Annotated in this window: 15 protein-coding genes; 7 read left to right on the top strand and 8 right to left on the bottom strand. The window is 59.0% G+C overall.

What is annotated here, in order from left to right; all coding sequences use genetic code 11:
- Positions 1-420 precede the first annotated feature (420 nt).
- The gene (locus B2U07_RS15470; RefSeq protein WP_296277254.1) at positions 421-3768 is read left to right on the top strand and encodes an STY4851/ECs_5259 family protein; all 3348 of its coding nucleotides are present in this window, start codon (positions 421-423) and stop codon (positions 3766-3768) included.
- 5 nt (positions 3769-3773) lie between these two features.
- Entirely contained in the window at positions 3774-9971 is a 6198-nt protein-coding gene (locus tag B2U07_RS15465) for a DEAD/DEAH box helicase (protein ID WP_134618635.1), read from the top strand.
- A gap of 116 nt (positions 9972-10087) precedes the next feature.
- On the opposite strand, the gene B2U07_RS15460 is transcribed toward B2U07_RS15465, so the two are convergent.
- Positions 10088-10789, bottom strand: a complete 702-nt coding sequence (locus tag B2U07_RS15460) for a hypothetical protein (RefSeq protein WP_134618638.1) — start codon at positions 10787-10789, stop codon at positions 10088-10090.
- A 700-nt stretch (positions 10790-11489) separates the two neighbouring features.
- Here B2U07_RS15460 and B2U07_RS15455 point away from each other — a divergent pair.
- Positions 11490-11723 carry a helix-turn-helix domain-containing protein gene (locus B2U07_RS15455; protein ID WP_043100189.1) on the top strand — a complete coding sequence of 78 codons (234 nt, stop codon included), beginning with the start codon at positions 11490-11492 and terminating at the stop codon, positions 11721-11723.
- A gap of 118 nt (positions 11724-11841) precedes the next feature.
- Here the strand turns inward: B2U07_RS15455 and B2U07_RS15450 are convergent, their stop codons facing one another.
- The 6 genes from B2U07_RS15450 to B2U07_RS15425 form a co-directional block, all read right to left on the bottom strand.
- Positions 11842-13032, bottom strand: coding sequence for a Wadjet anti-phage system protein JetD domain-containing protein (locus tag B2U07_RS15450; protein WP_244251205.1), 1191 nt, complete (start codon positions 13030-13032; stop codon positions 11842-11844).
- The gene (locus B2U07_RS15445) at positions 12983-16288 is read right to left on the bottom strand and encodes an ATP-binding protein (protein ID WP_134618636.1); all 3306 of its coding nucleotides are present in this window, start codon (positions 16286-16288) and stop codon (positions 12983-12985) included. The genes B2U07_RS15450 and B2U07_RS15445 overlap by 50 nt, the downstream gene beginning before the upstream one ends.
- Positions 16285-17034 (bottom strand): DUF4194 domain-containing protein, encoded by a 750-nt coding sequence (locus tag B2U07_RS15440; protein WP_169917819.1) that lies wholly within the window; start codon positions 17032-17034, stop codon positions 16285-16287. The genes B2U07_RS15445 and B2U07_RS15440 overlap by 4 nt, the downstream gene beginning before the upstream one ends.
- A gap of 2 nt (positions 17035-17036) precedes the next feature.
- Positions 17037-18536 carry a DUF3375 domain-containing protein gene (locus B2U07_RS15435; protein WP_134618637.1) on the bottom strand — a complete coding sequence of 500 codons (1500 nt, stop codon included), beginning with the start codon at positions 18534-18536 and terminating at the stop codon, positions 17037-17039.
- 650 nt (positions 18537-19186) lie between these two features.
- The gene (locus B2U07_RS15430) at positions 19187-19678 is read right to left on the bottom strand and encodes an RES family NAD+ phosphorylase (protein WP_003294183.1); all 492 of its coding nucleotides are present in this window, start codon (positions 19676-19678) and stop codon (positions 19187-19189) included.
- Positions 19675-20151, bottom strand: coding sequence for an antitoxin Xre/MbcA/ParS toxin-binding domain-containing protein (locus B2U07_RS15425; protein ID WP_003294185.1), 477 nt, complete (start codon positions 20149-20151; stop codon positions 19675-19677). Before B2U07_RS15425 ends, B2U07_RS15430 begins: the two co-directional genes overlap by 4 nt.
- Positions 20152-20493: 342 nt before the next feature.
- Here B2U07_RS15425 and B2U07_RS15420 point away from each other — a divergent pair, with 342 nt between their 5' ends.
- Both B2U07_RS15420 and B2U07_RS15415 read left to right on the top strand, forming a co-directional pair.
- On the top strand, positions 20494-20739 hold the full coding sequence (locus B2U07_RS15420; protein ID WP_003294186.1) for an AbrB/MazE/SpoVT family DNA-binding domain-containing protein: 246 nt from the start codon (positions 20494-20496) through the stop codon (positions 20737-20739).
- 644 nt (positions 20740-21383) lie between these two features.
- Positions 21384-21548, top strand: a complete 165-nt coding sequence (locus B2U07_RS15415) for a hypothetical protein (RefSeq protein ID WP_296277253.1) — start codon at positions 21384-21386, stop codon at positions 21546-21548.
- 75 nt (positions 21549-21623) lie between these two features.
- Here the strand turns inward: B2U07_RS15415 and B2U07_RS15410 are convergent, their stop codons facing one another.
- Positions 21624-22076, bottom strand: coding sequence for a hypothetical protein (locus B2U07_RS15410; protein WP_296277252.1), 453 nt, complete (start codon positions 22074-22076; stop codon positions 21624-21626).
- A 100-nt stretch (positions 22077-22176) separates the two neighbouring features.
- On the opposite strand from B2U07_RS15410, the gene B2U07_RS15405 reads away from it, so the two are divergent.
- Both B2U07_RS15405 and B2U07_RS15400 read left to right on the top strand, forming a co-directional pair.
- The gene (locus B2U07_RS15405) at positions 22177-22425 is read left to right on the top strand and encodes a helix-turn-helix domain-containing protein (protein WP_296277251.1); all 249 of its coding nucleotides are present in this window, start codon (positions 22177-22179) and stop codon (positions 22423-22425) included.
- Positions 22426-22468: 43 nt separating this feature from the next.
- Entirely contained in the window at positions 22469-23464 is a 996-nt protein-coding gene (locus tag B2U07_RS15400; RefSeq protein WP_296277250.1) for a restriction endonuclease, read from the top strand.
- Positions 23465-23552 lie beyond the last annotated feature (88 nt).

Genomic DNA, 23552 nt, shown 5'->3' with positions numbered 1-23552 from the left:
ATCCACTTGGCCAGGCCCCACATCGTGCTTCCTAGCGACAGCAAAGACCAAAGCAGCCATTGCGGGATTTGGTATTCGGTACTTAGCCAAAGCCCGATGCCACCGCAAAATATCGCTACGCAAAACCATCTCATCAGCGTGCACTCCCACTCCCGATTACCTACGAGATACCACGGTAACCCGATGTTCGGTTGTGTTAACGCTGGTGCCAGAAATTTCGTCAGATCCCAGGCTGGGAAACGAGAATGATCTATTGGTGGATATGAAACACCGCCATCCAACATGGCCCAGTTATCGGACACCTCGTCCCAAGCACCACGAGCTAGATGAATCTGTCGCCTTGTTTTGAGATTGAAAAAAGGACACGATCCAAGGACAGCCTTTGAGGCAGCTCACTCGTTCACAAAAAAGGAATTATGTGTGCCGCTTGTCCAATGGATTTCAGACTTTTTATCTAGGCGTGGACTGCAAGAACCGGATAGTCGCCCGCTATTCGCCTATAAGACCTCATCAGAAGAATTCGAGACACTGCGTCAGCTTTTGCATGGGCTCAACGTGGGGCAACACGCGCACCCCAAATATGCTCAGGCCTGGCTACTCTTTGCGGCCGAATGGTGGAAGCGCGAATATCCGGGAGGAGCATGGCGTTGGGGACCACTGTGCGAGGCAGCCGGCCAGCAGGGGTTGCCCCAGGATAAGACCCGCAGACTGGTCATCGACGGACGCCACCTATGGCGTCTGCAGACCGCCATCAAGAATGAAGGCAAGCGCTTCATCGGCCTGGTCGCAGTGAATGGCGGCCTGCCCATGCGCCTGGTCGAGTCGGCGCAGGGCGGGCTGTCCGGCCTGCTGCGCATGGTCACCGAGCAGGCGCTGCGCTACGAGCTGCAGGATGAGCAGCTGCGTCAGGCTATCGAGGCCCAAGCCGAGCTCTTGCCCGCCTGCTACCAGCAGGCGCCGGTCTACGAGCTGCTCGACAATCTGGTCAAGGCGGTGCTGCACATCCGCAAGACCTATGCCCTGCAGGGCGCCCAAGACCCAATCGCCCGGCTGCAGGGAGAGTGCCCTCACTGGGAAGATCTCTTCCCCATCGCCCTCGATTCTCAGGCCGCCGCCAGCCTGATCAAAGGCCTGGTCCGGGATACAGTCAGCATCACGCCCCAGTCGCGGCGGCCTCCTTTCCAGATCCAGCGCGGTCTGCGCTTCAGCTCCGATGGCTCAATGCCCGTCTACGAGCTGACATTCGCGATGCAGGCTCAGGCCCGACGCGACCAGGTGGCCGAAGCACTGGGGATGGCCATGGAGGCGCTGCCGCCACACTTCCAGCTGCTGCTGCGCATCGGCGAGCGGGAATACCTGGTCGGCGAAGCTCTGCTTAGAGACGAGGAATACCAGCTGATCGCCAGGCCGCTGCCGGCCATCCACAGCCTGCACAATGCCGCGCAGCTGATCGTCAGCCGCTGGGGCGCCACCCTGCACATTGCCAACCTACCGGGCGGCGAAGCCTTGAGCCATGACGAGCCGCTGATCTTCGAGAATACCTATCCCTTTGCCCGCCTGCTCGCGCAGGGCGATGCGCTGGTCAAGGGCGAGTCGGCACTGGCGGCCATGCCGGCGAGAACCATCGTGTATGCCGAAGAAGGCGAGGCTCGCGAGCTGCATGACTGCCTGGCCGACGGGCAAATGCTGATGGAACTTCCCGCCGGCACCACCCGGCTCACGTACAAACAACAGCCCTTCGTTGTCACCATCAGCGCCAGCGCTACCCGCCACCCGGAAGCCTACTGGCATGGCAACAGTCTGGAGGCGCTCTCCGTGCCGGGGCTGCTGTTCCGTGGCACGCCGCGCCTACGCATTGAGCAGGGAACGGGCTTTTCCAGCTATGCGCCCGCCCATGAGCTGTTTGTCCGCACTCAAGGCAGGGAGCTGCCGCTCGCCCAAGCCCGGGCGCCAGGGCTGTGCCGGCTGATCTGGCGCAAGAATGGCCAGCGCCTGCTGAACACCCGCGCCGTGCTTCTCCCGGACGAAGCCTCCATCACCTACGCGCCGGGCGCCAGCACCCTCGAGGGCAGCATTCGCCTGCACCACTGGCCTGATGTGCCGGTGCGCTGCGAGAGCGAACAGGTCGCGCTGGAGCGCCGCCATGATGGGACAGGCCTGCTCCTGCGGCTGAAGAGCAACGGCAGCCGGCCGGCCACCACGGTTCCGCTGTGTCTGCAGTGGCCCGACGGCGAGCAGAGGCTCACTCTACCCTTCCCCGGCTATGGCGTCACGCTGCTGCGCAACGACACTCCTCTCAAGCTGAATCAGGCCCTGACCATCGAAGAGCTGATCGGATGCCGTGCGGTATTGATGTCGGCACAGGGCGCCGAGAACTGGCAGATTCGCCTGACGTCCAGCGGCGCCGATGCCCGCTCCACCCTCTCTCAGGAAATTCGCTACACCGGGATTCGTGAAATCCGCCTGTTCGAGCTGATCCCGGCGATACAGCAGATGTTGTCCTGCCACCCGGGGCTCGATCATGTCGTGCAGCTAGAGTTGATTCATGCCCACCAGACCCACGCTCGCCTACAGGTGGGCCGCTACTCGACGCGCATCCGCCTGCACAGCCAGCGCGAGATGGCGTCACTGAACGATAGCGGCTCCGACGTTCTGCTTGAGCAGCCGCATGCCGAGGGTCTGATATTGGGCCTGCCACTGGCAGAACCGGAACATGACCCGGTCAGCCTGCCGCTGCATTTTTCCGAACAGGTGTTCACCGGCAGCTGGCTGGTCAGCCTGCCAGACGATGCCGTCGGCCCTTGGTTGCTGTACACCTCTGCCGAGTCACCGCTACACAGCCGTGCGACCATCGTGCCACCGACCGCGAGCCAACTGTCGAAGCCCCTGACCCCGCTGCGCAAGGCGCTCTGCGAAGCCAATGGCGAAGAGCGCATGTGCCAGCTCCGGGCTGCGCTACACACCATGGCAGCAGACCCGGAAGCCGAGGACTGGCAGACACTAGAGCTGCTGCTGGACCGGCTGCACCACCTGCCGCTGGCCAGCCTGGACATCTGCCAGGCACTAATCCGCGAGCCGCAGGCTCTGGCCACGGCAACGCTGCTGCTGGACGATTTCTCCAGCCGGCTGGCAGAGCGCCTGCCCTGCGAGCTGCCCTTCGAGTGGCTGCTGATCGCGCCAAAGCACTGGTTCGACACTTTCGCGACACTGCGCCAGCAGCTGGCAGCCGACAATCCCCGCCTGCTGTCGGTGATCCGCAACGACATCCAGAGCAAGAGCCAGTTCCTGTCACGCTGGCAGCCGGCGCTGCGCTTTATCTTCGATCAGGGCTTGCACCACTCGTTCGATCTACAAAGCCCAGATGTGGCGTTCTTCCTGAGAAATCCGGCGATGCTCACCGACTCCTGGTTGTCTCAACTGCTGGATGGCGAGCACTCGGCCATGCAGCAGATGTTCCGACGCAATCCCGCTGAAACCCATCAATATCCTGGCAGTGGCAATACGGATATCGGGGAATTCCTGAAAACACCCCACGGGCAAATGCTCCTCCGCCACTGCAAGCTCCCCGCCAACGACTTCAAGCTGACCACAGTCATGCTGCCCTTCATGGCCGCCTTCGATACCTACTCCGGCCATGGACAGCAGTGGCAAGCCGATCCGGCACGCCTGTTCAGCCTAAGAAACGCTCGCCAGTTCGATACGGTCTGGTTTGACTCCGCCTATCAACTCGGCCTGGCCATGGCGCAAGCCGCCTCGATGCAGAAGTGAATCCCATGCTCTATCAGAAGAACTATTTCTCCGTTCTTACCAGCAACCTGAGTACCCGCAGCGAGCGCGCCGCCCAGGGCCTGCTCAGTCTAGGCAATCCGCAGCTGCGGCAGTTCCTGCATGATCAGCTGACCGCCGCCCCCGGCACTCCGGGCGCCTGGCTGGCCGACCCGGTCTTCGAACCGACCTTCGGCTGGCAGGAAAGCTCTGAAACCATGAGTTCGCTGGCCGGCGGTGACCTACTACACCGACGCCTTGCCGAAGCCATGGCGGCCCCGCCCAAGGAGCCCCATGATCTTGCAGAGGAATATGCCTTCCCCAGCAATCGCCATCCTTTCACCCACCAGTTGGCGGCCTGGGAGATTCTCAACCGTCCCGAGCCGCAATCACTGGTGGTGACCAGCGGCACCGGCTCGGGCAAAACCGAGTGTTTCCTGGTACCGGTCCTCAGCCAGCTGGCCAAGGAAATCGACGCTGGCGAAGACCCGGAGGGTGTCCGCGCCCTGTTCATCTACCCTTTAAACGCCCTGATCAACTCGCAACAGAACCGCCTGGATGCCTGGACCCACGGATTCGGCGGACAGATTCGCCATTGTCTATACACCGGTGCCCTGGAGAACGAACGCAGGAATAGAGACCAGCAGTACGATGGCCAGGTGATCGACCGCAAGAGCCTGCGCGCCAGCCCGCCGCAACTGCTGGTGACCAACGCGACCATGCTGGAGTACATGCTCATCCGCAAGGATGACGAGCCGATCCTGCAGAAGTCGGCCGGCAAGCTGCGCTGGATCATTCTGGACGAGGCGCACACCCACATCGGCTCCCAGGCCGCGGAGATGGCGCTGCTGCTGCGCCGGGTGATGCTGGCCTTCCAAGTCAAGCCACAGGATGTGCGCTTCGTGGCGACCTCGGCCACCTTCGGCTCGGATACTCAGACCATCGAGAGCCTGCGCACCTTCCTCGCCGATATCGGCGGAGTGGATCCGCAGCAGGTGCATGTCGTGCAGGGACATCGGGATATCCCGACGCTGCTGAACGCCACCCCGGTTGCCGAGCAGGACACCCCTGAAGCCATCTGTGCCATCGAGGCGGACCAGGAACAGTCGACGCTGCGCTACCAGCGCTTGGAAGCTAGCCCCACCGCTCGGCGGCTGCGCGCCCTGTTCATGCCTGATGGCCAGGTGAAACCACAAAGCCTGCAAGGGCTGATCCGTGAGTCCGGTCTACCCTCGGCGCAGGTGCTCGCCTGGCTGGATCTGCTGTCCGGCACCAAGAGTGCCGAGGGCCTGTCCTTCCTGCCGCTGCGCGCACACCTGTTCCATAACGTGATTCCGGCAATCCGCGCCTGCGTGGACCGCCACTGCAGCCACAAGGCCGGCACCGCGCTGGAGCATGCCGACTGGCCGTTTGGCATGGTTTACCTGGAAGAGCGAACTCACTGCCGCTGCGGCGCGCCGCTAATGCCGCTGGTGTCCTGCGAGGAGTGCAACGAGAGCTTCCTGCAGGCGGGGACTAAGGGTAGCAGCGAGCTGGTCGACCCGACTCAGCAACAGGTCGACGAGTTCGCCCTCGACGAAGATTCTACGGGGGCCGAGGATCAGGCCGAAGATACTGTGTCATCTATCCAGATCCTGATCACTAATCGCGCCGTCAAGAATTACAGTGGCGACTTCCTCGATCGCACCACCCAGCGACTGACCCCCAATCGTCCCGCGGATGGCGGTATCGAGCTGCAGCTCTTCCGCACCATCAAGAACGAATGCCCTTGCTGTGGCGCCAATATCCAGGGCCGCAGCCTGCTACGTCCGGCGCGCATCGGCACGCCTTTCACCCTGAGCACGGTGATCGGCACCCTGCTGGAATTCTGCCCACCAGATCCGATGCCTACCGGCAAGCCTTTCCAGGGCCGCAAGCTGATTTCCTTCACCGACAGTCGCCAGGGCACGGCGCGTATTGCCATCAAGCTGCAGCAGGACTCCGAGCGCAATCGGATCCGCGGGCTGATATATCAGCGTTTGCTGCAGGCACAACCGATCGATGGACTGTCCGCAGAGGACTTGCAGGATCTGCAAGACCTACAAACAGCAACGCAACTGAGTCGTATCGAGCAGAAACACCTGCAGTCTTTGCTCGACAGGCAGGCTGAAGCTACAAAGGGAGCGGAAATAAGCTGGACAGATATGGCCAACCATCTGGCCGGCACCCCAGAGCTGCAGATGGGCATGCTCGATTACTACAACAACCTCGCGCCGAATACCTTCGGCAAGCAGGACAGTGTCGCCCTGGCCAGCATGCTGCTGGCGCGCGAGTTCTATCGCCGCCCGAAGCGCGCCAACAGCTTGGAAACCCTGGGCCTGGTACAGGTCTGCTATCCCAAGCTGGCCAACGTCACCGGCAAACCCATGGCCTGGCCCGCGCACCTGGATGCCGAGTCTTGGCGTACCTACCTGAAAGTGCTGCTGGACTTCTTCGTCCGCGAAAACACCATCCTGAACATCAACGAACGCTGGCAGTCACTGATCGGCGCACGCATTCGCCCCAAATGGGTAGTTGCGCCGGTCTTGGGGGAAAAGCCTGAAAAGCTGCAGAGCCGCTTTGTCCGCTGGCCAGCGGTCAACACCGTCAATGGCATCCAGTCGCGGGCCATTCTGCTGCTCTGCAAGGCATTCAACTGGTCGACCGCGATCCATCAGAATCAGATCGACTCGATCCTGAGTGAGGCTTGGCGGGTACTGACCCAGCAGGCAAAGCTGTTGATTACGTCAGGCGACGGCTATCAGCTCGACCTCAAGGACCTGAGTTTCCGGCTGCCCGAAACGGTCTATCTGTGCCCGGTATCGCGGCGCTTCATCGACACCCCGTTCGAGCAACTCAGTCCCTATACGCCACGTACCGACCGCGAGATGGTCGTCAAGGTGACGCCCTACACCCTGCCGCGGCCGCCCGAGGCGCTCCTGCATGTGCCGGGTGATGAGGGCCTGCTGGCGATCCGCGACTGGCTGAACAGCGAGCCGCAGATCCAGCAGCTGCGCAATGACGCGCTCTGGTCGGACGTCATGGACCGGGTCATCGAGGGGGGCCACTACTTCCGTGCCGCCGAGCACTCGGCGCAGCAGCCGAAGAGCAAACTAGACAGCTACGAAGGCAAGTTCAAGACCGGCAAGCTGAACCTGCTGAGCTGCTCGACCACCATGGAAATGGGCGTGGACATCGGCGGCATCAGCGTGGTGGCGATGAACAACGTGCCCCCGCACCCGGCCAACTACCTGCAGCGTGCCGGCCGTGCCGGGCGCCGCCGCGAGGGACGCTCGCTGGCCCTGGCCGTCTGCAAGAACACCCCGCACGACCAGAGCGTGTTCAACAACCCGCTCTGGCCGTTCAACACGCCCATGCGCATGCCCAAGGTGTCCCTGCAGAGCCCCGATCTGGTACAGCGCCACGTCAATGCCTGGCTGCTGTCGCACTGGCTCAAGCACGTGGTCGCCGCCCAGGAAATCAAGTCGATGACCGCCGGTGCCTTCTTCCTCGACGGCGAACTGCCTATGTCGCTGGCCGCGCGTTTCTGCCTGTGGTGCGACAACCAGGCGGTCGATACCGAAACGCTGGTGGGACAGGCCCTCAAGGACATCACCCGCCGCAGCATCCTCGACACCACCCCGCAGCCCGAGCTGTTCAAGCATGCCAGCCGCCGCATGAAAGAGATCATGCAGGCATGGCAGCAGGAATACTCGGCCAGCCACACCCAACTGCAGCAGATTACCGACAAGAAGGCCGCCGCCTACCGCGCTATGGAGGCACAGCTCAGCCGCATCGCGAAGGAGTACCTGCTCAGCGAGCTGGCTGACCGGCGCTTCCTGCCGGGCTACGGCTTCCCGACCGACATCGTCAGCTTCGACAACCGCTGCATGCAGACCCTGAAGCAGGAGGACGGCGACAAGCGCGAGGACAACCGCGCCCGTTACCGCTCGCTGGCTTCCCGCGACCGCATCACCGGCCTGCGCGAATATGCGCCGGGCGCCGAGCTGGTCATGGATGGGCTGGTCTACAAGTCCTCCGGCATCACCCTGAATTGGCACGCTCCCGCGTCTGCCGAAAACGTCAAGGAGCTGCAGCTGTTCAAGAAGGCCTGGCACTGCAACAAGTGCGGTGCCAGCAGCACGGCCATCAACCCCGGACGGGAGATCAACTGCCAGGCGTGCGGTGAGCCGATCAAAGATGAACATATTCGCGAATATCTGGTGCCCTCCGGCTTTGCCGTGGACTTCTTCGACGAGCCGCACAACGACATCAGCCGCCTGCAGTATGTGCCGGTCAATGCGCCCTGGCTGAACGTGCCGGCCAGCTGGGTCTGCCTGGCCAACCCGGCACTCGGCCAGTTCCGCGCCAGCCAGCAGGCGCAGCTGTTCAACTACACCTCGGGCGCCAACCAGAAGGGCTTTGCCATCTGCCTGGAGTGCGGCAAGGCCGAGCCGATGCTCAGCTATCCCGACGCATCCGCCCCTGCCAATGAACAGTATCTGCCGGCCATCTTCCGCCAGAAGGCGCAGCACCGCCGCCTGCGCGGCGGCAGGAGCGACGACGGCGACAACATCTGCCCCGGCAGCCACAACAGCTGGAAGATCAAGCAGAACGTCCACCTCGGCCATGACAGCCTGACCGATGCGCTGGAACTGGTGCTGCGCAACCCTACCAGCGGCGAACTGCTCAACGACGATATCACCGCCTACTCGATTGCCGTGGCGCTGCGCGAAGCGATTGCCGCCGATCTGGGCATACAGACCGAAGAGCTGGGCTGCGACAGCCACCCGATCAAGGTCGATGGCCAGCCAACCCGCGCCATCCGCGTGTTCGACCTGCGCAGCGGTGGCTATACCACCCAGGCCGCAGAGCGGCTGAATGAAGCCAGCCTGTGGCAGCGGGTCATCACCCGCTTGGACAGCTGCAACTGCTCGCATGCCTGCCAGCGCTGCCTGCTCAGTTTCGATACCCGCTTCGAGGCCGATCGCCTGGATCGCCATGCCGCGCTGGCATGGATCAACCCGGCCTGGCTGGCCGGTCTGGCGCTGCCTGCCGAGCTCGCTGTCTTTGGTCCGAAAAGCCAGGCAGAAATCTCCACTCTACAGGAAGCGGTCGAAAGAGCGATTACTAGGGACGACAACGCGAAGACCGTAGCCATTTACTTCACTGCACCCGCCGAAGAGTGGGATCTTGCTGTCGCACGCCGCCTGAGGCATCAACTGCATAGCTGGGAAAGCGTCGGACACCTAGTGCAATTACATTTACTGGAAAGTACCGTTTCCAGCCTGCCAAGAGACCAAAAGGAATGGTTGGCAAAGCTAGCCTTCAACGGAGTACAGATATGCCTACACAATTCCATACCGGATCTCGGGGCGCTGGCATTCAATGTCTCACTGCAAGGCCCACAAGGCTGCATTGCCTGGGCTAGCGACAATACGAACCTGGCCGCACCTGGCCACACATGGGATCTAGCGGAGGCCGGTGCACGGATCATCCGAGGCACCCCCTCCGACCTCAAGGCAGAGCGCATCTTGAATGCTGCCGATCTCATGCCGGCCCCACCCTCTGGCTTGATCAAGATCGAGATCGGCAATCAGCTGGATGGCTCGCTCGACAACTTTGCTCGTCGGTTCTGGGAGCACCTAGGTACTGAGGCCAATGGCCTGATTAATGATGCCCTCACAGGCAAGGATCCAATTACAGAACTGGTTTACAGCGACCGTTACGTATGCAGCCCGCTAGTTGTGAATCTGCTGGTCAGCGTGATCCACGAGCTCGGACGGCTGAGTGATGCAGATTTCGCTATCCGAATCCTAGGCCGACAATATCAGCGGGAAGACAATCGCTCGCCTTGGCAGTGCCGGCATGACTGGCACTCAGCTCGCGAGCGCGATGAGGCCCTCCGCCAGGCTCTGGCGTACTGCGGCCGCGAGGGAGAGGTGCTAAGCCTGCCTACCTTGCCGCACTACCGCCGGCTACAGCTTAAGCTGCGCTCCGGTAATCAACTGACCATCCAGTTTGATCAGGGGCTTTCGTATTGGGAAGCCGAGCGCAGCGAAAAGTCTTACCAGCTCAGGTTCGACTTTACATCACGCGAGCTTGGAGAAGAAATCATGGAGCGCATCAGGTGTAAAGTTTCGGCGGCTGGGGAGGAAAACACTCAGATATTCCTCTCTTCCTCTTGAGAGCGGCTCAACTGGTATGAGTATCGGAGGCAATTGCCCAAATCTCAGAACTCCGATACGCACAGTAGCGAAATAAGCCCCTGTTCAATGCAAATTTGGACAGGGTCTCTTACGATTTACGGATTACCAGCCATCTGTCGAGCGTAATGGCGATCGCTTAGGTCTTTCTTGGGGTCAGCCTTGACCCAGCGCTCAGGCCTATTGCAGTTAGTGCAGGTCAATATCTGCTTATCAGGGTTGAGGTTGTATAGGCGGCTCTCAGAGCCAACTTTGACCTTCAATCCAACATCTGAGACCTCGAACCCTGGTACTTCCTGTCCTATGCGATCCATGGATTCAAATCGGAACGACCAGCGTTTAATCTGACTTTTGCGCCAGATAGTCATGATGATCAAGGGGTCTTGTTTCGTTGTTCTCTGATAAACCCAATCGCCTTCATATGGGACTAGTTTGGTTGCTTCTTCGTCTCGCTTGGCCTGCTCATAAATTTGCTCCTGCATCTTGAGTAGCTCGGCATTCAATGCCTCTTCATCCTTAAGGGCTTGGTCTTTCAGCATCCGCTCTACGTCATAAGGCCCTTGAGGGTCATATTTCCAAACCGCCGCGTCATTGATGCCAAGCACCTTGCAGTTGAGGCAATCGATACTCTGCTCATCTACATTTCGCGTGAGGGCCAAGCGTTCGGAACTATTAACATCATCAAGGAGAAGTTTTTTATCTTTTACTGAAACTTTCATCTTAACCAGCGGCTTGATGCGACCGTCGCTCACATCCTCTCCAAATATCTCAGCCTCATCACCGTGAACGTTGAGAACCATTACCCGCTCGCTACCGGGTATCTTATAACGATACGCGCCTGTGAAATCCTCACTGCCGCAACCAGCAAGAATAGATCCAGCAAGAGCTAATGAAACAAACCCAGAAAAGTTCCGCATAAAATCCTTTACGGCAAATCACATAATCAATGACGTACGACTAGACTGACGACTGTGGAAAATCTAATCAGCCGCATTGCCCTGCTATTAATCGAATCTTAATGCTGTAGTCCATATGGCGTTCAGTTTCATGTAGATCCTTTGGCTTAAAGTCTCGTCGAGAAAAATTAACAATCTCCAAATCAGTGAACCCATACTCCTGCATTCTTTCCAACGTGCACGAACAGAGCGCAGGTGAGGATCCGTGCGCCTTGGAAGCAGCCTCGCATCTTTTAACAAGTTGCTGAACTCCAGTTTCGCCAGCGGAGGCTCCAGACTGCAAAGACAGTGCAAATGACACGAAAGCAGCCATACCAATAATCCTCATATACTTTTAACATCCTTCTATTTAACTGCTTATTTATCGGAAATTAATCGTTTGCACTGAATTACAGCCGATTACGAAGACGGCATGTAGGAAGGCAGCCCTGCAATTCGCTGGGGTGACGCCATGCCATGAGGTCACGTTCTACCAAATTCACAATATACCGTGAAGACCAGAGATGACGCCGCCCAGATAGTCCTCCCTTTTGGGGAGTCATCTGTGGAAGTCGGATTGGCGTTCGGAAAGGTCCTGCGCAGACGGCGTGTCGAAGCAGGATTCACCCAGGAGCAATTGGCCCATGAGGCGGAATTGCAGCGTAACTACGTCAGCCTGATGGAACGGGGCATCAACCAGCCAACGATCACCACCTTGATCAAGCTAGCTACACCCCTAGGCTGCACCGCAGCCGAGATCGTCGACGAGGTGGAAAGGCTCGTTGCAGACCATCGCTGAAAACCGGCCGCCTAAAGTGATCAACGTTGGAATTTTCAGAGAAGGAATATCTGAAGACTGTGGTTTAAGGGTAGGCGGTCTCTGGATTACAGGGCTATTGAGCCCACCGCCAGCCGCTCTATACAGGGATCTTTCGAGCCCACTGCTCGATAGCGCGCTCAACTTGTTCCTTTGGCAGGTACTCCTGCTCAAGACGTCCTCGTTCTTGCACCAGCAGATACCGATAGAAGTCCGCTTCGTCAGCCAGCAAACCAGGCGGTGCCGAATCCAGAGCTTTGGTCGGCTCGACGACTGCGCTCACCGGTGAGTGCTGCTCAAACAGCTCTTGCTCCATCAATAGTGCTTCGACTGCTGGTTGATGGAGTCTCGCTCGCGCCAGCATCAGCAAGCCCCAGGTATCCATATCGCCCCAGTATGCGATCTGTTTCCCGGCCAGGTGCGCGGACGCTAGCCACTGCAAATCGAGTCCTGAGCCCAGCACAGCCAGGGTGTCCGGTAAGTTCTCAGGCAGCAAGTGAATGCATTGCTCATTTTCCACCACGAGCAAGCGCGAACCGGGAAGTGCGGTCTTGGCCAGTTCCGCAGTGGTGAGCCTGAGCCGCTTGAAGGGCAGCAGCCCAGGCTGAAGAGGAACGACCAGAACCCAGTGAGCGCTTTCTTCATAGGCATCCAGAAACGTCGTCAGGCCTTGTTCGGACGCCGCGCCTGCGAAGCGCTCGTCGAGGAGCCTGGTCAGCAAGCTGGCGTTGCGCTCGAAAAACTTGGTGTCCACGCCATGCTCGGCAAGCAGGCGCAGTGGACGGCCTCGGGCGCAGCCTGGCGACAAGCGGGTGGCGAGTTGCGCCGTGGCGACGACTTCTTCAGCGGGCTTCGCCAACCACAGGCTGCGTTGAGCCACCAGCAGTGCATGAAAGGCACTGTCTACCCGTTCGACCAGATATTCGAGTTGAGCGTATTCCTGGCTGACCGCTGAATCATTGGCTGCGGCAATCCATTCGGAGGGGCTGTGCAAGTGCCAACGTATCGGCAAGGAAATGGGGGCCAGCCCTGCTCGGTAGCTGACGGGTTGCCAGTCGACTGTACCCACGTTCACGCTCCGCCAGTTCTCCACATGCCGGAGCACCGCCTGAATGTTGTCAGTGAACAGGCGTGGCGAAGGTTTGCCGATGTTGAGGGTTTGCGGCCAGCTAGCGGGATTGAGCAAGCGCTCCAAACGCACGCTGGAGCGCTGCCATTGCCTGGCCAAGCTGCGGCCGATTTCAGTGGGCGACTTCATGCATGGCCTTGATGCGCTGTTGATGATGCTCATCCAACGCTTCCCAGCTCAGGGAAACCAGGCTGGATTCCACGCCGCACCGATGAACAACGACTGCCGAACGCGTATGGTGGCGCAACAGGCGCATTTCCTTGTTGGGGGTGATGAAGACAGCGTGCAGGCCGAACTCCCTCAGCGCAGCGATGATCCGACCGGCAACAGCATGGGAGCTGCGCGAGAACGCCTCATCGAGCACGATGGTGCCGAACAACGGCCGGCTGCTGCCGTCGGGACAGAGCGCATAGCTGAGGGAAGCGGTCAGCACATAGGAGGCGATGATCTCTTTCTCGCCACCACTACCCCCCTGAGAACCTGTTCGGGTTTCGATGACACTCCTGCTTTCGCGATCGATCACCGAGACCGCGAACTCCAGGCGGAAGCGCGGATCCAGCAGCGCCTTGGCGCCCTGATTCCTGCTGTGCTCGCAAGCATCTTTGAGCAGGCCAACGAGCGCCTGCAATGCCTTGTAGTGGCTCTCGCCTTCATCATCGATGAAACGCGCCGAGTTCAGTTGACGCTGAGCCTGTTGCAAGGTGCGAAGGCTTTCATGAATGACCTTTTTCGCGACCAAGCGCAGATAGCGTCCGGGCTGAAAGTCGACACGCTGCATCGTACTGTTGAGGTCATCCAGGCGCTCCTCGATCATCACGACTTCATGGTCGATATAGCTGAGCAGCTGGGTGACGCCGTCATCCGAGGAACGATTGAGGTATTCCAGGAAGCGCTTGAGTTTCTCGGGCAGGGCTTCCTCGGTCAGCACGCGCAGACGCTCCAGATACTTGGGTACGTCCACCAGCTCTCGCCCGACTTCTGACAGTGCACCGGTGTCCACCTTCAGGGCGTCGGACATGCGTTTGGCTAGCTCCGATTTCTGGTCGCCCAGTTTATCGCCGAGCGCTTTGAGCTGCCCTTGCAGCTCACGCGTATGCTGGCGCTCCAGTTCGACAATATCGCCGAGGTCATCTGCCGCCAGGGTCGGGAAGTGCGCTTGCGCCAACTCACGCTGCGTATCGCTCAGCCCCTTCTCGGCGCCGCGATAGGCCTTACGGGTAGCGGATGCGGCCTGCTCGAACTGAATTTTCAACTGACCGCACTGCTCGATAAGTTGTTGCCTCTGTCGATCCAGAGAGTCCAGCAATGCCTCAGCTTCATCCAGCTCAGACTTGATAAGGGCGAGGTCAGAGTCGGGGCGTGTCAGGGTGTCCAGCTGAGCACGCAGCGACTCCAGCTGACGCTCGGCGCCCGGCAGATCAATCTCCTCGAACTGCAGTTCTTCGACGCGCTGCAGCAGCGAAGCTTGATCCTCCAACTTGCGGACATCGCCCTGGGCAGCATCCAAGGCCAGCTTGGCAGGCGCGAGCTGTTCATTGACCTCGCGAATTTGTTCAGTCAGGAAGGCCAGACGGTCGCGGTTATCGAAGCCGGTCAGCCAGTCTTCATCGAGGCGCTTCTGGTCCTGCTTGTCGAAGAAGCGCTCTTTGCCCGACATCAGCCCCTGGGCCGTCATGGCGTAAGGGGTATGACGCAATTGCTCTGTGCTTTCCACGCAATGTCGGTCGTTGTCCGCCAGTAGAACCTTTACAGCTTCTCGGTACGGATGCTCCTTGAAAGTCAGCTTGCGGGTATAACCATCGTCAAAGAACACTGGCCGCGATGACGGCTCCTTGACCTCCAACAAGCGCACATGCAAGCGGTTGTGTCGTTGGTTCACCCAGCGCAATGCAGCCTCGGACGAGCCCTGCGGCACCAGGATACGCAGCCGGTGGCTACCGATTGCCCGCTCGATGGCCCCCCGCCAAGCCAGCTCCTCGGGCTTGACCTGCACCAGTTCGGCGACGAAAGGAAGGGCCGATTCATCGACGCAAAGCGCCTGCGCCAGATCACCTCGAAAAGCATGAAAATGCCCAGGCAGGTTCGAGCCGGGCCGTCGCTCAACCTCGGCACGCTCATGCTGCAAGCTCTGCAGGCGGCCATCGAGTTCTTTCTGGACGATGCCTGCATCGAACGCCTTTTGCCGTGCCTCAGTAATTTGCTCGGCCAGTACTTCCAGGCGTGCCGTGATCTGCTGCTGATTTTCCTCGAGCGCAGCGGCTGATAACTCCACCACGAGTCCTAGCCCTTTGGCCAAACGCTGGTACTGCTCGGCTTTCAGGCGCCGTTTATCAAACTCCCGAACCCAATCCGCGATGCGCGCGCGCAATAGATCTATCTCTGCACCGCCTACTCGCAGGTAGCGCTGACGATGCTGATCGACCACGCCCTTCTGGATATCAAACTGTCCCCTGCATTGCTCCTGATTCAGTTCGGCCTGTTTTTGCGCCTTCTCAAGCCTGTTGGTTTCAGCCAACCACAGGCGATACCCCTGTTCGGCGAACCAGACCGGAAGAATGCCTTCGAGCGTCTGTTTATCGTGTAACTGTTGCTGCAAGGCCTTGTAACGCTCCCAGCCATCGGCGACCGGTTGCAATGAGCGCTGCTGCTTTCTAGCGGTTTCCAGCTCTCGGTGAATGTCCGTTAGATCATCGAAGCTGCTTGCGACCTCGGCAGCCCGCTCGAAGGCAGAGCGATCATCCAGCACCAACTCTCGAAAGATCTCATCAATACTGTTGAGCTGCTTCAGGCCGGCAGCGCGGTTGAGCAAGGTGAAGGCGTTTTCACCCACTTCGAAGTAATCCCTTAGCCTAGCTAAGAAAGCTTTCTTGCTGGGATAAGGCCAGATACCCGTCCCATCCTTCTCCATCTGACGCAGCGCCCGCATGCCACCTGCGTGATGCTGGCTCAGCCAATGCTCCAGCGTCTGCTCGGGGGACTCGCTTAAAAGCCAAAGTTTTTTCAGATCGGACGCCGAGGAGCTGGTGCCCTCGAACCAGAGTACAGCGCCCAGTCGCACCTGCGCACCGTCACGCTCGAGCGTGGCGGCAATGGCGGTGACCGTCTTACCCTGGCGCGCGATATGAGATTGCTCTACACCTCCGTCTCCAGGGCCGGTAACCCCGCGCACATAGGACACCAGATCACGGTCGCTTTCATGCCCACCTGTGGAAGCTAGGTTGTAGCGCGGGTTGGCGCACAGCAATGTCATCAGAGCATCCACCAGCGTCGTTTTACCGCTACCCGTTGGGCCGATCACGGCGGTGCCTGAGGGATCGATCTCGGCACGGTGATAGCCCTGAAAGCCGCCCCAGTTATAGAGTTCGATGCTGCTGAGAATGAAGGTCTCGCTGTCACGCCAGAGCAGTGCTTGCTTCACGCCTCGTCCTCCTCAGCAGCGGCAGCCGGGGTAGTCGCGCCCTCCACCTGCTCGCGCAGCCAAACCACCAGTGCCTGCAGGTTCTCCGGGTTGGCCAAGTGGGTAATGATGGGGCGGATGATGACGCGGTCATGGGCGTCCAGAGCCGACACCAAACCATGCCCCTTGAGCTGATCCAGCAGCGTGATGACGCGATTGCGCTCCTTCGCCTCACTGCCCAGCTCGCCCAGGTAAACCTGCAATTGCGGAATCAGCTCATCAACAGCTACCAGTGCCTGAGTGGCACCCGTACCGCTTTCCTGTTCGTAGGCGATGAAATGCTGGCGCAGAATGGCGATCAGCAGGGACTGCTCCAGGTTCAGCCTTTGCCTGCGCACAAGGGGGTGCGACCAGTCATCCTGCTCGGCTACCTCGCCCTGGCGAACGGTAACAAACACCAGCCCGCGAACCTCGTCGACCCCCATGGCCAGGTCGAGGGGTTCCAGGATTGTGTCGACCGCCTCGATATTGGCAAGCGCCGAGCGATACAGATTGGGCTTGTGACTTTCTTCCAGCAGCCCGTACTTGAGCATTTCCTGTACGGCCTCACGTACCCGTTGCGGCGTCCGGCGCTCATCGACCTGAACAGCGGCGCTCATAAGAGGCTGTTCATCATCCATGCCGTCATCCAACGCTATGGCCTCCACCGTCAGCTCCGTTTCGTCGGCGCCAGAGGCGCCTGCAATTCGATCGAAGATCCCTGCCATGCTCACAACTCCCAATCGATGTCCTTGAGTGCCTCGTGGTCGAGTCCGACATAAGGCAGATTGAAGCGCCAGCGTTGCTCATCCTCGTCCACCAGCTCCACGAGCTGACGTTCCTCTGTCAGCACCTCGATACCTGCCTCGCGCGCCATCGCCAGCCAGAGCGCAAAGGTTTCCAGGTCGTGAACAGGTGGAAGCAAAGACGCAAGCTCCACGAGACTCACGGGGCGACCCTGCTCCACCAGCACAGCCAGGGTGTCATGAATCAGCGCTTCACGATCCAGCCCGTCGAAGGCATCCCAGAAGTCATCATCAATCTGCTCCAACCCCGCAGGCTTCAAACTCAGATCCAGCTCGCCCGTATCATCGTCATCCAGAGTCTTGAAGCGGAGACGCTCGATTGCTGGGACACCGGTAATGGCTACACCAACTGGTGGTAAACATGCAGGCTTACGGCGTTCTGACTGGCGTTGCCAGTCGACGCTGAGCGCTAGATTGAAGAAGTCGTTGAGTAACTGTCCGACGCGATGATGCTCGGCGGCCAGCCCCGTCTTCATGAAGCCACGAACATCGCGCTCGCTTCGGGCGCGCGCTTGGAGCACAGCCTGCGACTCCCGAACCAGGCGTAACGCCAGCCAGCGCAGCTCACGTTGCTGGGGACGATTCAGCGCCTTTGGAACCGCTGGATGACGAAGGATGGTGCGCAAGCGCTCACGCATGGTTTCCAGCTCAGCGGACTGCCTCAGTTGCTGCTGGAAACTTTCGAAGACACGCCCCTCCGGAGTGTTGAGTAGAGCATCTTGCCCGTCCAACAACCGATCGACGATTTCTCCACGGTGAGACTGCTCGCTGATGATGGAGTGTCGAAGGGCGCGATCCGCCTCGCGCCAAGAGTCTTCAACTCGTCGAAAGTCTGCGCGCAGGCTGGTGGCCAGGTTATATACCTCGCGTATGCCCTCTATCGCCTGCGCTTCATCCAGCACGACGACGTGGCCAGTTTCTACCCGCGCTAGCTCGTGCTCCAAATCCTGGATTCGGCGGCGCAGGCTGGCAATACGGCCAGTTGGGCTGGGGTTCAGACCCGTTTCCAAGTTTTCGATCTCGCGCTGAACCACCGAAAGGCGAGATGCTGTGGAAGTCATGATCCGACTATCCAGCGAATCTACGAACTGGATGGCTGACTCCAGCGCGTCGGTTGCGTAGATACGGCCCTCTCGCTCTACGACGAGACGCCGCTTGATCCATTCACGAAGTTCACGACCTGCTTGGAGATGCGTTGCATCCGGGTCGATTTCGTAAAGCTCCTGGCTGGCATAAGCAGCCAGCATTTCGGACAGCGCTTGCAGCGCATCCTCCATGGGAATCCCATCGTGCGCCCGCTCGAACAGCGTGCGCAGGCAGCCCAATACGAGCGGAGCACGCCGTGAGGCGAGCAAAAGCCACGCAGGGTGCTGGCTGCGGGCGGATACATAGCGTTCTGAACGCTGTTGCGCGCTTTCTTCCATGACGGCCACATTGACAAAAGTTGTCTGAGAGCGAGCTTACCAAGCTAACCCGCTGCCTCATGATACGTATTTGTCCTGGTGGGTGGGCTCCGTTTAATGGTCCGCAGGGGCGGTGTCATTTGAATAGGGCGAGTGAAAGGCCAGGCCAGTCGAGGTTTAACGATTTATTCCGGGGGCGCACGCTGGGTATTGGCGATTTGGTGGAGGGTTCTGTCGTCACGAGGGTGTATTTGGCTAGTTCGGCGAAGGTGTCCCAGTGAGCACTTGTGGCGGCTCAGTGGTTTTTGCAGGACTGCCACCGACATTCTGCGGTAATCGAGTGCAGCCACGGTGGCTACAGAGCGAAGTCTCGATGACCTATCAGTGAGCTGCTGGTGGATTAGCTGAGTGCGGCATGGGGATAGTGAATTTCCCCGGTGGTATTCCGTCGTTTCCTACTCAAAAAGAGCGGCGTCAGTTTAAAGGCCCAAGTGAGCTTTCACTGGCTTGGTTGCTGTGCCGTAGGCTGGGGCGTTGTAAATCAGGGGGGACAGGTAGGGCCTGTTGTTCTGGCCGGTACACGTCCTGGTGCTACGGCTACGTGAAAAGCTGTCAAGCAATCTAAAGGCATTCACCTGAAAGACACTGCTGGCTCAGCCAGCGCAAGCCACTCAGACCTTAACGAGACGCGTATCCAGGCCGAAGCGCTCTTGGCTGATCATTCGATACCTGCCCTCGGCCAGCTCGCGACTGACAAGCAAGTTCCAAGAGTGGCGAGTGACGGCGGATGGGATGAGTACGAACGGATGCTCGGCCAGCAGGGCGTCTGCAAACTTCTGCTGGTTAGGTGAAGCGGATGCACTCGTCAGCCAGATAGGATTGGGAACATCTTCAGGCTGTACGACCTTGATAAGGCTTTGATCGAGCACTTCGAAGCATGTGAGCACATGCGCAACCGTATCCAACGCATCGAAGCCGACATGCACCGCCACCTCCAGGATGGCGGTTGAGGGATCTGCCGATGCGTACACAACGTTTCGCCCCGGAGCGTTCCAGCGGCCACCCAGCTTGTGGGCACCAATGCCACTGTCCCAGGTGTCCTTGTAGAGCTCACGGTCGAGGCGCCATGCGTACCATGAGCCAGACCAGGGAAATGGGTTCACTGATAGACCCCGTACTCGATGCGCTCCAGATAGTCCTCGACTGCCTGAAAACCCACTGGGTTGTCGATAACGTCCAGCGGCACGTCACCGTCCAGATACTTGCAAGGGCGCCCTAGCCATTCTTCGGCCAGCTTTTGAGTGCCGAATACATTGATCGCGTGTTCCAGCACCTTCGCGTACTGAAATGCCACGGCGCTCTGTTGGGAGTTGAGGTGTGCTGGTTGCTTGCTGCCCTGGCGCTGAATCGTCCTGATGGACTTGCCCACAATGCGACTCATGATCTTCTTCGTCGAATACAGATCAGAAATCGCAAGCATGTCTTGCACGTCTTTCAGGTCGAAGCCTTTGACCGTGAGCCTGTAGACCATGACCGGACTGAGCTGGTCAGAGTCACTTTGGAAAAGGTATTCCGTTGGCCTACGGGCGGCGGGTGCTGCCTTGCGGGTGCGAGTGCGAGTGTCGGCGGAAACCATAGAGCATTCCTCCAGATGCGACATATGGCATTATTGTAGCGTCATTTGGCGCATCATGCAGCGGGTAAGTGCCTGGCATCTGGTATCGCTCTGTTCGTGGCCTGAATCGATTGAGCGCATTCCTGACGCCCCATTCCGGGTGCTCGTTCCCGACTTGCGCAGTTGAGCTGCTCGGGTGAGTTTTCGTCCACCGGCAGCAATGGCTGGGTAGACGCGTTCGTTACCTCTCCCTGAGCCTGCCCGCTCTTTGCTATGCTGCCGGCCTGCGCCGCGGGACTTAGTTGGCAGCGTGCCACTGCCTCCCCCTGCGGACATCTCATCCAACCGTCTTCTGGAGCCGCGATGAAACATCACGTTGTGATCGAAGACTGGGACGGCGATGGCGCCATTCGCCTGCCTGACGACGTTCTACAGGAAATGGGCGTCGACGTTGGGGACACGCTCTACCTCCTTGAGGAATACGTGGGTACGACCCGCTGTCTGGTGCTCAGTAAGTCACCGCGCATTCCTGATCGCGTTGATGAACTGGTTGGCCATTGGGAGTCGTTTGGCGAAATCTCTGCCGAGATAAACGCCAAGGACGAGTGAGCTAACTGCTGCACTAACCCCGACGCATCTTGCACGGCTTTGGCCCCTGCGAGAGTAGAGTCTTCCACCAGAAAAGCATCGCTAACTTTAGGGCTTGCGCACTCCTGAGTTGCCTATATGTAAAGCAACAGCCGAGGGCAACAGAACAGGTTTGTGTGGACGCGGGAAAGCCCAAAGCGGCAGGTGTTACTTGATCGTGTTAATGCCCACTGCGACCTGTGACAATGCTGGGCTAAGTCGCTGCCCGTAGGCCACCAGCCGCTTGTAGAAACTCAGGTTCGGTGAGAAGACGGCAGGACGAGCTAGGGGCTGGCTAGGTGTCAAAAGCGCTGGTCCCCATTTCGTTTTTTGTGCCCTAGATAACCACCCTTAGATACCGCTAAGAGCTATAAACTGCAGGCAGCGAGATAAGGCCAAAGCCTTGCAGGACGGTACTTAGAGGCATTTTTGAACCTTTGCCGCCAACCTAAATATCTGTACCGCATTGCCCTCCGAAGGAGGGGTCGTGGGTTCGAATCCCGCCGGATGCGCCATCTTTTTCCCTTTGAGATCAAAGGGATGCGCTTCTAACGAAAACCCGTCCTAGGCCTGAAAGTCGTTTTTGCCACAAATTTGCCACAGTTGATGTGCCGTGGATGGTAGGAATGGCAACGATCAGGAATCGCGGCGAGTATCAGTGGGAAGTGCAGATCCGCCGCAAGGGCTATCCAGCCCAGCGCAAAACCTTCGAAACCAAAGCCGATGCCCAAGCCTGGGCGCGCATGATCGAAAGCGAAATGGACCGTGGCGTCTTCGTCTCCCGAGCCTAAGCAGAGCGCACGCTATTCAGCGAGCTCATCGATCGCTACATCGCCGAGGTTGCTCCCAAGCATAAGGGTGCCTACTCAGAAATCAAGCGCCCCGAAGCCCTCAAACGGCACCCCTTGGCCGGCCGCATTGTCGCCACCCTCACCTCTTCCGACTTCGCTCGCTACCGCGACGAGCGCCTGAAGATTCGCAAGGGCAACACAGTCAAACGCGAGCTCGCGCTGTTTCAATGCGTGCTTGAGGTTGCACGGCGTGAGTGGGGCATCCACCTGGGCCTGCAACTCTGCGGCTAGATGTTTCAGCTTGCTGGCATAGCGTTGACCGAGCCACCGGAATAACCAGCACCCGCCAACGAAGTACATGACCAAGGCCCAGAACAACCAGCGCACAACCGGGTCAGCACCGCCGCTGATGCCCAGGAAAAATGGTAGGTTGAAGCCGCACAGCACCATGACAACTAACAGCAGCGCTCCGACCGGAATGCACCCGACGACCCATAACGTCCGCATCAGCTCCCATACCAGCCTCATCTCCTGTCCTCGCGCCAATGTTTGAAACGAAAACATCTGAAAATCGGATATCTTAAAAGCAGATATAGTTTGGCAAGCCGCACCTCAACTAGACGCGGCCATGACCAAAGCTATCTATCGACGCGAGCACGAGATTTTTCTTCAGCTGCTGAAACGTCTCCGAATCGAATCCGGATTGACGCAGGCCCAGTGCTCCGCTGCCCTTACCCGGCCGCAGTCATTCATGAGTGATGTGGAACGCGGAGTGAGACGGCTAGACGTCGTCCAGCTTCGGGACCTTTGCCTTGTACTGGGTACGGACCTCACAAGCTTCTCCAAAGCTTACGAACAAGCCCTTAACGCTGAATAGCGTCAGTGTGGAAACACTGCTCGAAGACACAAGAGGAACGATCATGGCAAAGATGTGGATGATCAGGGGTGAAAGTGGGCGGCTCTATGATGACTTTCGCGAGCGGAAAGTGGCCGCTATCGGGTGGTCGCAGTTGGCCGCAGTCGCCAAGCCAAACATGACACGTAAAGAACTCACGGCTCTTTACCAAGGGATGGAGCCCAACATCAAATCCGGCACGGCCATCTCTGGTGCCTCACAGGTTTGGCGCTTCATCAATGAAATCAAGCCTGAGGATTGGGTCGTTACCTATTCTCCTGCCAACCGGACCTACCTAGTGGGCAAGATCACCGGCCCCTATGAATATCGCCCCGACTGGGCTGCCGACGACATGCCTCTGATCCGTCCTGTGCAGTGGCAAAACAAGGAAATTGAGCGCGATAGCCTTGCTACCGCCAGCAAGAACAGTTTGGGCTCCACGCTTACTGTGTTCGTTGTGCCAGAGTTTGCCATGCTGGAGCTGCTAGCCAATGCTGCGGGTAAGCCTGTACCGGCCCTGTCAGAAACTGCTGAGGAGGAAATCGAAACTGACCCGCTGAGCGGCTTAGAAAGCCTGGCTATTGAGCGTATCAAAGACTTGGTCAACTCTCTCGATTGGAATGAGATGCAGGAGCTGGTTGCAGGATTGCTACGCGCGATGGGCTACAAGACCCAAGTCTCCCCCGCCGGCCCCGACCGAGGCAAAGACATCATCGCCTCGCCCGATGGATTTGGTTTTGAAAATCCGCGGATCATTGTCGAGGTGAAACACCGCAACGGGCAGATGGGCAGCCAGGCAGTCCGCAGCTTTCTTGGTGGCCGTCACAAGGATGATCGAGGACTCTACGTAAGTACCGGCGGCTTCACCAAGGACGCCTATTACGAGGCCGATCGCGCCAGCGTACCGCTGACTCTTTGGACGTTAGATAATTTGGTACGCGCACTCGTCGAGCATTATGAAAGCACCGACTCCGAAATAAAACGCCTCATTCCTCTCAAGCGAGCTTATTTGCCGGCATAAATTCAAGCCTGTCCCGAACCAAGTGAACACCTATTGAAGGGGTAAAGCCTTCATCAGGATGTTCGTGACGCAGGCCCGATAAAACCCA

This window comes from Pseudomonas sp. UBA7530 (assembly GCF_002479365.1).
Lineage (GTDB): Bacteria > Pseudomonadota > Gammaproteobacteria > Pseudomonadales > Pseudomonadaceae > Aquipseudomonas.
This window is presented reverse-complemented; position numbering and strand designations above follow the sequence as displayed.